We start from the raw sequence: 11794 nt of genomic DNA, 5'->3' as shown, positions 1-11794 counted from the left end.
AGCATCCGCTGGGTGTCTTCCCCCGCGGGTCGAAGTCACGGCGGGCGATGAGCTGGTCGATCACGGGCGTGCGGCACGGGGTGGCCGAGTCCGGTGGTGTCGGCACGCTTCGTTCGCCGAGCTCATAGGAATCGGCGGTATCGATCAGATCGACACCCTCCACCGCTCGGCGCGCACCTCGGCCGCCGCACCCCGATCGACCGGTGCCCGCCCGAGGATGACCGGCACCCGGTTCGTGGCGCGGCTCGGGCGGCGCGGCCAACCGCATGGTGCGGTAACCGATCCGGCTCACCGTCGGCCCGCCACCGAGCGCGACCGACGCTCGCATCCGCACCGGTCCTGCGCTAGCCCGCCTGCGGCACCAGGGTGTTCTGCCTTGCCGCGGTCCACCAGCGGTTTTCCTGCTTCACCAGCACGTACAGCGCGACCATCGCGGGGTCGGTGTCGATGAGCTCACCCTGCGCGGTCGTCGCGCGCGCGACCTTGTGTGCGATAGCGACATCCGGACGCAGGAACACGATGTCGGTGACGTCGTAGCGCACATACTCGTCCTTCAGGAACCCGGCCAGCCCTCGGCGATTCGCGTCCAGCAGCGCCTCGGTGCCTGCGATCAGCATGCCGACGGCGTTCCCGGCAACCGCATTGGCGGTGAAATGCGAAGTCATCAACTCGGCGTCATTGGTGTTGTAGGCAGCCTGGGTGTCGGCGATGATCTGCTCGATCGCTGCGATATCCGCGGTGTGGTCGACGGTGGTGTCCTCGACGACTGGCGGCTGAAACGTTGCTGTATCCATGAGAATCAGCTTCGTATCTGAATCATGGTTGAGGTCAACAGCCGAGGTTGTCGCCTGGATCACACCTCGGCGGCATGCGGAACGGCAACGCGCCCAGATTGATTGCGACGCCGAGATTCCTGCAATCCGCGGTGTGCGAACGGCAGACGGATGGTGTGTCCCGCCCATGACCGTCGCCCTCGACGCCATTGCCGCTCATTGCGACATCTCATCGAAATTGCTCGGCCGCCACCATCGTCCGATGTCGGGTCAGCGCACGTTGCGAGGGCGGAACTGAATGCTGATCCGCGGTCCGGCCGGCTTGCGGGTCTTCGGTATCGCATGCTCCCAGGTGCGTTGGCAGGAGCCGCCCATGACGAGCAGATCGCCATGGCCCACGGTGTACCGCAGGCTCGCGCCGCCACCGCGCGGCCGCAGGAGCAATGCGCGTGGTGCGCCGATCGAGACGATCGCGACCATCGTGTCGTGGGTGGCGCCGCGGCCGGAGGTGTCGCCGTGCCAGGCGACGCTGTCGCGGCCGTCGCGGTAGTAGCAGAGTCCTGCGGTACGGAAAGGCTCTCCGAGTTCGCGCCGGTAGTGCGTGCTCAACGCATCGCGCGCGTCGTCGAGGATGGGATCCGGTAGCGGTTGGCCTTCGTCGTAGAAGTACAGCATCCGTGGCACATCTACGACCCGGTCGTACATCGGCCGCCGCTCGACCTGCCACGGCACCGCGCCGACAAGGCGCTCGAACAACGTGTCCGCACCGCGGAGCCAGTTGGGCAGCACATCCACCCACGCGCCGCTGCGCAGCGGTGTTCGTCGCATTCGCTCCAGCGCCTCGAGACGCACGTCATCGAACCCATCGAGCAGCGAACCCTGGAATGGTGTCGACATGGGTTCGAATCTACGTTGAATCGAACGTATGTGCTAGATGGTTCCTGGAATGTCGCGATGTCGGACGTTCATGTCCGGTTGCTTCGTGGCCCGGCTCACAGTGGCTTCGTGGCCCGGCTCACAGCCCGATATGCCTGGTGAAAGCTGTGCTCGGGGCGCTGCTAGGCTGCTTGCCGTAAGACATCCTTTAACGGACCGTCCGGTGAGGCGGGGAAGGAGGTCGGCATGGCCGTGCCCGAAGATCGGGCCGCCAAGTCCGGCGCTGGCGAGGCATCGCAGCGACACACACCCGAATGGGTGGAGGCGGGACGCGTACTGTTGTCGCCGTCGGATGTCGGCCGGACCGTCGCGCGCATCGCGCATCAAATCATCGAGAAGACCGCACTGGATTCGGGCGATCCCGACGCACCGCGCGTCGTGTTGATCGGAATCCCCACTCGCGGCACCACGCTCGCGGCCCGGCTCACCGAGAAGATCGAGGAATTCTCCGGTGTACGCCCGGCGCTGGGCTCACTCGACATCACCCTCTATCGCGACGATCTACGCAGTCGCCCGCACCGGCCACTGGAACGCACCTCCGTGCCCGAGGGCGGCATCGAGGACGCGCTGGTGGTTCTCGTCGACGACGTGCTGTTCTCCGGCCGCACCGTGCGCTCCGCACTCGACGGACTGCGTGACCTCGGCAGGCCGCGCAGCGTGCAACTGGCGGTGCTCATCGACCGCGGCCATCGCGAGCTGCCGATCCGCGCCGACTTCGTCGGCAAGAACGTGCCCACCTCGCGCAGCGAGGACATTTCCGTACTTTTCACCGAACACGACGGCCGCGACGGCGTGTATCTGCATCAGGAGGCGGAAGCGTGAGCAAGCGAGCCACGGCGGAGCCGAGCGTCTGCGAGGTGACGGCGTGAGGCATCTGCTGACGGTGACGGACTTGGATCGCGTCACCGCGACGGAGTTGCTGGACGAGGCCGAACGTTTCGAGCAGGCGCTGCTCGGGCGTGAGGTGCACAAGTTGCCGACGCTGCGTGGTCGCACCGTGATGACGGTGTTCTACGAGAACTCCACCCGGACCCGGGTGTCGTTCGAGGTGGCGGGCAAGTGGATGAGCGCCGATGTGATCAACGTCAGCGCGAGCAGCTCCTCGGTCTCCAAGGGCGAGTCGCTGCGCGACACCGCGCTGACACTGCATGCGGCGGGCGCCGACGCCCTCATCGTGCGGCATCCGGCTTCCGGTGCCGCGCACCAGATCGCACGCTGGATGGATGCCTGGGCGGTGCAGTCGGGCCGCGGCTCGGGTCCGGCGATCATCAACGCGGGCGACGGCACCCACCAGCACCCGACTCAGGCACTGCTCGACGCGTTGACGCTACGGCAGCGTCTCGGTGACATCGAGGGCAAGCGTGTGGTGATCGTCGGCGACATCCTGCACAGCAGGGTCGCCCGCTCGAATGTCTTCCTGTTGGCCACCCTCGGCGCCGAAGTCGTGCTTGTCGCTCCGCGCACGTTGCTGCCGGTCGGTGCGGAAAGTTGGCCCGCGCGGATCTCGCACAGCCTGGACGCTGAATTGCCCGGCGCCGATGCGGTATTGATGCTGCGGGTGCAGGCGGAGCGTATGAACGGCGGCTTTTTCCCCTCGGCCCGCGAATACGCGGTGAACTACGGGCTTTCGGAGCGCCGGATGGCGCTGCTGGAGGAGCATGCGGTGGTCCTGCATCCTGGCCCGATGCTGCGCGGCATGGAAATCGCCTCGCCCGTTGCGGACTCACCGAAGTCCGCGATCTTGCAACAGGTGACGAACGGAGTGCATATGCGGATGGCGGTGCTGTTCCGACTGCTGGTCGGCACGCAGGAGGCGGTGGCGTGAGCGAGTTACTGCTGCAGGGTGTTCGACCGTACGGCGAGGGCGAGCCGGTCGATGTGCTCGTTCGCGACGGTGTCATCGCCGCGATCGGCGCCGACCTCGACACCGGTGCCGACACCGAGGTGATCGCGGCGCCGGGCCAGATCCTGCTGCCCGGCTTCGTCGACCTGCACACCCACCTTCGTGAACCGGGGCGCGAGGACACCGAGACCATCGAGTCCGGTTCCGCCGCCGCGGCGCTCGGCGGTTACACCGCGGTGTTCGCGATGGCCAACACCAATCCGGTCGCCGACTCGGTGGTCGTCACCGACCACGTGTGGCGGCGCGGCCAAGAGGTCGGGCTGGTCGATGTGTTCCCGGTAGGTGCGGTCACGGTCGGGCTGGCAGGCAAGCAGCTCGCGGAAATGGGCACCATGGCCGCAGGCGTCGGCGCGGTGCGCATGTTCTCCGACGACGGTCACTGCGTGTACGACCCGCTGCTGATGCGTCGCGCGCTCGAATACTCGAACTCCCTCGGTGTCCTGATCGCGCAGCATGCCGAGGAGCCACGCCTCACCCAGGGTGCGGTCGCGCACGAGGGGCCGACCGCGGCCAGGCTCGGCCTTGCCGGCTGGCCGCGCGCCGCCGAAGAGTCGATCGTCGCCCGCGACGCGCTGCTCGCCCGTGATGCCGGTGCGCGCGTGCACATCTGCCACGCCTCCACCGCGGGCACCGTCGAACTGGTCAAATGGGCCAAGGCGCAAGGTATTTCGATCACCGCCGAGGTCACGCCGCACCATCTGCTGCTCGACGATTCACGGCTGGAAACCTACGACGCGGTCAACAAGGTGAACCCGCCGCTGCGCGAAGCCTCTGACGTGGCGGCACTGCGCCGGGCGCTGGCCGAGGGCATCCTCGACTGTGTCGCCACCGACCACGCTCCGCACGCCGAACAGGACAAGTGCTGCGAGTTCGCGGCCGCGCGTCCCGGCATGCTCGGCTTGGAGACTGCGTTGTCGATCATTGTGCAGACCATGGTCGAACCGGGGCTGCTCGATTGGCGCGGCGTCGCGCGGGTGATGAGCGAGCGGCCCGCCGAAATCGTCGGACTCGACGACCATGGCAGGCCTATCGAGGTCGGCGAACCGGCGAACCTCACGCTGGTTGACCCGGACGCGACCTGGACGGTGCGAGCTACCGAGCTCGCCAGCATCTCGAACAACACACCGTTCGAGGCGATGACGTTCCCGGCCCGAGTGACGACGACGTTGCTCCGGGGCGTGGTAACCGCCCGCGAGGGCAAGGCGGTGGGCAATGGTGCGGAGGCGTAGATGAGCGAACATTGCGCAGCCGCTCGTCGAAGCCGACCGGGTGCGGGTGTCCCGCAGGACACAGGAGGTCCGTAGTGGAAAGAACGCTGTGGGTGGTCGGACTGCTGGCGCTCTTCGCGCTGTGCCTCTGGCTGATGTACCGAGGCTGGCAGAACCGGGCAGCACGCCAAGCGGCGAGCATCGGTGAGCTACCGGAGGTGCCCGCCGACTGCGGCGCGCAACTGCTGGAGCCGACCACCGGCATGTATCTCGGCAGCACTATCGCGCCCAGCTGGCAGGATCGAATTGCGGTGGGCGACTTGGGCTTCCGGGCCACAGCGGAACTCACGAGGTTCGAACGCGGGATTCTGCTCGAGCGCGAGGGGGCGACGGTGATCTGGATTCCACAGGAATCCATCACAGCGGTGCGCACCGAACGCGGGCACGCGGGCAAGGTCATGACGGAAGATGGTGTGCTGGTCATTCGCTGGAAACTGCCCACGGGGACCGAGGTAGACACCGGTTTCCGGGGCGACGACAAGACGGTGTACCCGGCTTGGCGAGCGGATCCGACCAGAGCGACGACGGGAGAAGACGAATGAATGCAGGATCGCGCAGCGATTCGACGGGGGGCGGTGGTCGGGCGACCGGAACGACAGCGGAAGCCGCGGCTCTGGTGTTGGAAGACGGGCGGGTGTTCCGCGGCTCGGCCTACGGCGCTGTGGGGGAGACGCTCGGTGAGGCGGTGTTCTGCACCGCGATGACCGGATATCAGGAGACCCTCACCGACCCCAGCTACCACCGGCAGATCGTGGTGGCCACGGCCCCGCAGATCGGCAACACCGGCTGGAACGACGAGGACGATGAATCCTCGAAGATCTGGGTCGCGGGCTACGCGATCCGTGACGCCTCGCGTGTCGCGTCGAATTGGCGCTCCACCGGGACGCTGCAGGACCAGCTCGGTCGCCAGGATGTGGTCGGCATCGCGGGAATCGACACCCGTGCACTGGTGCGCCACCTGCGTACCCGCGGTTCGATGAAGGCCGGCATCTTCTCGGGCGCCGCACTGGCAGACACCGACGAGTTGCTCGCCAGGGTGAACGGCCAGCCTTCGATGCTGGGCGCGGATCTGGCTCGCGAGGTCAGCACCGATGCGCTCTACACCATCGAACCGGTCGGTGATCCCCGCTTCACGGTCGTCGCGGTCGATCTCGGCATCAAGACCAACACCCCGCGGATGTTCGCCGAGCGCGGGATGCGGGTGCATGTGGTGCCCTCGACCACCTCGCTGGACCAGATTCTGGCGTTGAACCCGAACGGGGTGTTCCTGTCCAACGGTCCAGGTGACCCGGCCACTCAGGACGGTGCGGTCGCAATCACCCAGGGCGTGCTGGAAAAAGGTCTGCCGCTGTTCGGCATCTGCTTCGGCAACCAGATTCTCGGCCGCGCGTTCGGTCGCAAGACCTACAAGATGAAGTTCGGCCACCGCGGCATCAACATCCCGGTCGTCGAGCGGGAAACCGGTCGCATTTCCATCACCGCGCAGAACCACGGTTTCGCACTGGAGGGTGAGGCCGGGGAGCAGTTCGATACGCCTTTCGGCCGCGCCGAGGTCAGTCACGTCTGCGCGAATGACGGCACCGTCGAAGGCGTCCGCCTGGTCGACGGCCGCGCGTTCTCCGTGCAGTACCACCCGGAGGCCGCCGCCGGACCTCACGACGCCGCTTATCTCTTCGACCGTTTCGCCGGTCTCATGGAAGGAGCCTGATGCCTCGCCGCAAGGATCTCGAGCACATCCTGGTGATCGGCTCTGGCCCGATCGTTATCGGCCAGGCATGTGAATTCGACTATTCCGGCACCCAGGCGTGCCGGGTGCTGCGGGCCGAAGGCCTGCGGGTATCGCTGGTGAACTCCAACCCGGCGACCATCATGACCGACCCGGAGTTCGCCGATTCCACCTACGTGGAGCCGATCACGCCGGAGTTCGTCGAGAAGGTCATCGAAAAGGAGCGTCCCGACGCCATTCTCGCCACCCTCGGTGGGCAGACCGCGCTGAACACCGCGGTCGCCCTGCACGAACGTGGTGTGCTGCAGAAGTACAACGTCGAGCTGATCGGCGCCGACTTCGACGCCATCCAGCGTGGTGAGGACCGGCAGAAGTTCAAGGACATCGTCGCCAAGGTCGGCGGCGAGAGCGCCCGCTCCGCGGTGTGCCACACCATGGACGAGGTGCGTGCCACCGTCGTCGAGCTCGGTTTTCCCGTGGTCGTTCGCCCCTCCTTCACGATGGGCGGCCTCGGCTCCGGCATGGCCTACAACGACGAGGATCTCGACCGCATTGCGGGCGGCGGGCTGGCCGCCTCGCCCACCGCGAACGTGCTTATCGAGGAGTCCATTCTCGGCTGGAAGGAGTTCGAGCTCGAGCTCATGCGCGACAGCCGCGACAACGTCGTGGTGGTCTGCTCGATCGAGAACGTGGACCCGATGGGCGTGCACACCGGTGACTCGGTCACCGTCGCACCGGCCATGACCCTCACCGACCGCGAATACCAGAAGCTGCGCGACCTCGGCATCGACATCCTGCGCGAGGTCGGCGTCGATACCGGCGGCTGCAATATCCAGTTCGCGGTGAACCCCGCCGACGGCCGCCTCATCGTCATCGAGATGAACCCGCGTGTCTCGCGTTCTTCGGCGCTCGCTTCCAAGGCGACGGGCTTCCCCATCGCCAAGATCGCCGCCAAGCTGGCGATCGGCTACACCTTGGACGAGATCGTCAACGACATCACCAAGGAAACTCCGGCCTGCTTCGAGCCGACGCTGGACTACGTGGTCGTCAAAGCGCCACGGTTCGCGTTCGAGAAGTTCCCTGGCGCCGACGCGACACTGACCACCACGATGAAGTCGGTGGGCGAGGCGATGTCGTTGGGCCGCAACTTCTCCGAGGCGCTCGGCAAGGTGCTTCGCTCGCTGGAGACCAAGGCCGCAGGGTTCTGGACAGCAGCAGATGGTGAGTGGGCACCCTCCGATGGCGGCGACCCGCAGGCCGTCGCCGCGGCCGCCGAGTCCATCCTCGAAGATCTGCGAACTCCGACCGAGGGTCGCATCTACCAGGTGGAGCGCGCGCTGCGCCTGGGCGCGAGCATCGAGGAGGTCGCGAAGGCCTCCGGCATCGACCCGTGGTTCGTCGCGGAGGTTGCCGGACTCGTCGAATTGCGTCAGGAAATCATCGACGCACCGGTCCTCGACGAAACGCTGCTGCGTCGAGCGAAGCACCACGGCCTTTCCGACCGCCAGATCTCCGCGCTGCGTGCCGAACTCGCGGGCGAGACCGGCGTGCGCACCCTGCGGCACCGGCTCGGTGTCCGGCCGGTCTTCAAGACCGTCGACACCTGCGCCGCCGAATTCGAGGCCAAGACCCCGTATCACTACTCGACCTACGAGCTGGACCCCGCAGCCGAGTCCGAGGTCGCGCCGCAGCGCGAACGCGACAAGGTGATCATCCTCGGCTCGGGTCCGAACCGGATCGGCCAGGGCATCGAGTTCGACTACTCGTGTGTCCATGCGGCGCAGACGCTGTCGCAGGCCGGGTACGAAACGGTGATGGTCAACTGCAACCCGGAGACCGTCTCCACCGACTACGACACCGCCGACAGGCTCTACTTCGAGCCCCTGACCTTCGAGGATGTGCTCGAGGTCTTCCACGCGGAGTCCGAATCCGGCACCGTCGCGGGCGTTATCGTGCAGTTGGGTGGGCAGACCCCGCTCGGACTCGCACAGCGGCTCACCGACGCGGGCGTCCCGGTGGTCGGCACCAGCGCCGCGGCCATCGACCTGGCCGAGGACCGTGGCGAGTTCGGTGACGTGCTGGTCGCCGCGGGCCTGCCCGCGCCGAAGTACGGCACCGCGACCACCTTCGCGCAGGCCAAGAAGATCGCCGCGAGCATCGGCTACCCGGTGCTGGTCCGCCCGTCCTACGTGCTCGGCGGGCGCGGGATGGAGATCGTCTACGACGAGCAGTCCCTCGAGGGCTACATCTCCCGCGCCACCGAGCTCAGCCCCGAGCATCCGGTGCTGGTCGACCGGTTCCTGGAAGACGCGATCGAGATCGACGTCGACGCACTGTGCGACGGCGAGGAGGTCTACCTCGGCGGCGTCATGGAGCACATCGAAGAGGCGGGCATCCACTCCGGCGACTCCGCCTGTGCACTGCCGCCGATCACCTTGGGCCGCAGCGATATCGAGGCCGTGCGTAGGTCCACCATCGCGCTGGCCAAGGGCATCGGCGTCAAGGGCCTGCTCAACGTGCAGTACGCGCTCAAGGACGATGTGCTCTACGTGCTGGAGGCCAATCCTCGTGCCAGCCGCACGGTTCCGTTCGTGTCCAAGGCCACGGCGGTGCCACTGGCCAAGGCAGCGGCCCGGATCACCATGGGCGCCACTATCGCCGAACTCCGCAAGGAAGGCATGTTGCCCGCCGAGGGCGACGGCGGGCACGTCCCGCTGGACGCGCCGGTCGCGGTGAAGGAAGCGGTGCTGCCGTTCCACCGGTTCCGTAAGGCCGACGGCACCGGCGTGGACTCGCTGCTCTCCCCGGAGATGAAGTCCACCGGCGAGGTCATGGGCATCGACGCCGACTTCGGCACCGCGTTCGCCAAGAGTCAGGCCGCCGCCTACGGCTCGCTGCCGACCGAGGGCACCGTCTTCGTCTCGATCGCCAACCGCGACAAGCGGGCCATGGTGTTCCCGGTGAAGCGCTTGCACGACCTCGGCTTCCGCATCCTGGCCACCGAGGGCACGGCGGAAATGCTGCGCCGCAATGGAATTCCGTGCGAACAGGTGCGCAAGCACTCGGACCCGGAAGCCGGTGGCGAGGTGCCGATCGCGTCGATCGTGGAGCAGATCCGCGACGGTGAGGTCGACATGGTGTTCAACACTCCCTATGGAAACTCGGGGCCGCGCGTGGACGGTTACGAAATTCGCACCGCCGCGGTTGGTGTGAACATTCCGTGCATCACCACGGTGCAGGGTGCGGCCGCGGCCGTGCAGGGCATCGAGGCGACCATCAACGGTGGCATCGGAGTGCGCTCCCTGCAGGAACTGCATTCGGCGCTTCGTGGCTGAGGATCGCGCGATCGAGGAAGGAGGCGATGCGGTGAAGTCATTCGGCACCCGACTGCGGCACGCGATGCGGCATTTCGGGCCGCTGTGCGTCGGCATCGACCCGCATCCGCAACTGCTCGAGGCGTGGGGCCTGACCGACGATATCGACGGGCTCGAAGCATTCGCCGAGACCTGCGTGGAGGCCTTCGACGGTCGGGTTGCGCTGGTCAAACCGCAGGTGGCGTTCTTCGAGGCCTACGGGTCCGGTGGCATCGCGGTGCTGGAGCGCACGATCAGCGTGCTGCGCGCTTCCGGAACATTGGTGCTGGCCGATGCCAAACGTGGCGACATCGGCTCCACCATGGACGCCTATGCCCGCGCCTGGCTCGGCAACGGCCCGCTGGGCTCGGACGCGGTGACAGTGTCGCCCTATCTCGGATTCGGTTCGCTCGACCCGGCCTTGGGCTTGGCCGAGCACAACCACCGCGGTGTCTTCGTGCTCGCCGCCACCTCGAATCCCGAGGGCGCGCAACTACAGCGCATCACCGCGGCGGACGGCCGCACCATCGCCCAGACCCTGGTCGATGCGGCGGCCGAACGCAACGCGGGAGCCGAATTCGGTTCTGTCGGAGTCGTTGTCGGCGCCACCCTCAACGAGGCTCCGGACCTGAGCAAGCTCAACGGGCCGATCCTCATGCCGGGGGTCGGGGCGCAGGGCGGGGGAGCGGATTCCATTCGTGCCCTGGTGTCCGACGGCGGTTTCGGCGCGGTCGTGCCGACCGCCTCGCGTGAAGTGCTCGCCGCAGGTCCGTCCGTCTCGGCGCTGTGCGCGAAGGTCACGCAGCTGCAGGAAGAGTTCGCCTTCCTGCAGGCCTGATCGGATCCGCATGGCCTGTCCGCAGCGCTGATGGCGGCCACGTGCCGCACAATCGGCCGGGCAGCGTTATCGCGTCGATCGACCGCCGTGGTCGAGCCATCCAGGACCACGGCGGCTCGATGGCGCATCGATCGATAGGGAATTCTGACGGCGAGGGGCACAAGTCGAGGACATGGTCACGCCGCCGCCGGCACCGTCATCCGGGAATTTCGGGCTTCGGTTCGGCGCGGTGGCGGTGACTGTCCGCCGCCGGAAACAAAGTCGGGCAACCTTTCGGCGATCTATCCGTCGTGCCGTGATAGACCCTCGTCCGCCGGGTGCGGCACCGCGATTGTGGCGAATGTCTTTGTGACGCTACCGATTCGGAAGTGATGGTCCGCCCCGAGGTGCCCGCGGTGGGGGCGGTCGATTCCGTTTGCCGGCACACCTCCGCGCCGTCGGCGTCCGACACCCGCAATCCGGCATCCGTCGCGGATGTGGGCCGCGATCTCCGCTACGCAGCGGCCACGGAGTTTCCCGCGGAAACGCTACGACCTGCGATGATGGCGACATCTTTGCCACGGTTAGCGCACTGGATACCGCCGCGATTCGATTCGGCTTCTTCTGCATGATGTGCGACGCCTGGGCCCAGCAGGGCGGCACAACCACGCGGATTTCCGCCGTGTCCTGCGAAAACCGGACCCCGCCCGGTGGTCGGGTCGGCGAGACCGGGTGGTCGGTTCTACGGTTCCGGCGACGCGGTGCCCATGGTGTCGACGACATGGAGACGGCAATGTAATCGAACGCAGCGAACTCGCAGGCATCGCAGGCTGCTCGCCTCCGATGGGCACGGAATCTCGACTCGCATGCACGGTCGAGTCGAATCGCCGGCGGCCCGGCTCATCGAACGCGCACATGATGTGCTCACCCACATGGCGATGGGGCACCGCACCGCGGCGATCTGCACCGAGCTGTTCCTCACCTCACAGCGGGGCGAAAAGCGCATCAATGCGATTTC

The 11794-nt window shown here is 67.0% G+C and carries 9 protein-coding genes; 7 read left to right on the top strand and 2 right to left on the bottom strand.

Going from position 1 to position 11794, the window contains the following annotated elements; all coding sequences use genetic code 11:
- Positions 1–344: 344 nt before the first annotated feature.
- Together AB0M74_RS04365 and AB0M74_RS04360 are read right to left on the bottom strand one after the other, a co-directional pair.
- Positions 345–794, bottom strand: a complete 450-nt coding sequence (locus AB0M74_RS04365) for an SgcJ/EcaC family oxidoreductase (RefSeq protein ID WP_364901495.1) — start codon at positions 792–794, stop codon at positions 345–347.
- 249 nt (positions 795–1043) lie between these two features.
- On the bottom strand, positions 1044–1601 hold the full coding sequence (locus AB0M74_RS04360; protein ID WP_364901947.1) for an alpha-ketoglutarate-dependent dioxygenase AlkB: 558 nt from the start codon (positions 1599–1601) through the stop codon (positions 1044–1046).
- A 294-nt stretch (positions 1602–1895) separates the two neighbouring features.
- On the opposite strand from AB0M74_RS04360, the gene pyrR reads away from it, so the two are divergent.
- The 7 genes from pyrR (at position 1896) to pyrF (ending at position 10797) form a co-directional block, all read left to right on the top strand.
- Entirely contained in the window at positions 1896–2531 is a 636-nt protein-coding gene (gene pyrR / locus AB0M74_RS04355) for a bifunctional pyr operon transcriptional regulator/uracil phosphoribosyltransferase PyrR (RefSeq protein ID WP_364901493.1), read from the top strand.
- A gap of 43 nt (positions 2532–2574) precedes the next feature.
- Positions 2575–3534 (top strand): aspartate carbamoyltransferase catalytic subunit, encoded by a 960-nt coding sequence (locus tag AB0M74_RS04350; protein ID WP_364901491.1) that lies wholly within the window; start codon positions 2575–2577, stop codon positions 3532–3534.
- Entirely contained in the window at positions 3531–4841 is a 1311-nt protein-coding gene (locus AB0M74_RS04345; RefSeq protein WP_364901489.1) for a dihydroorotase, read from the top strand. Before AB0M74_RS04350 ends, AB0M74_RS04345 begins: the two co-directional genes overlap by 4 nt.
- 74 nt (positions 4842–4915) lie before the next feature.
- Positions 4916–5422 (top strand): transporter, encoded by a 507-nt coding sequence (locus AB0M74_RS04340; protein WP_364901487.1) that lies wholly within the window; start codon positions 4916–4918, stop codon positions 5420–5422.
- 74 nt (positions 5423–5496) lie between these two features.
- Positions 5497–6588: a glutamine-hydrolyzing carbamoyl-phosphate synthase small subunit gene (carA, locus tag AB0M74_RS04335; RefSeq protein WP_364901945.1), complete on the top strand. Its 1092-nt coding sequence runs from the start codon at positions 5497–5499 to the stop codon at positions 6586–6588.
- Complete coding sequence (gene carB / locus AB0M74_RS04330) at positions 6588–9941, top strand: carbamoyl-phosphate synthase large subunit (protein WP_364901485.1); 3354 nt, start codon at positions 6588–6590, stop codon at positions 9939–9941. The genes carA and carB overlap by 1 nt, the downstream gene beginning before the upstream one ends.
- A gap of 31 nt (positions 9942–9972) precedes the next feature.
- Positions 9973–10797, top strand: a complete 825-nt coding sequence (gene pyrF, locus AB0M74_RS04325) for an orotidine-5'-phosphate decarboxylase (protein WP_364901483.1) — start codon at positions 9973–9975, stop codon at positions 10795–10797.
- Positions 10798–11794 lie beyond the last annotated feature (997 nt).

Source organism: Nocardia sp. NPDC051463, assembly GCF_040681975.1.
GTDB lineage: Bacteria > Actinomycetota > Actinomycetes > Mycobacteriales > Mycobacteriaceae > Nocardia.
This window is presented reverse-complemented; position numbering and strand designations above follow the sequence as displayed.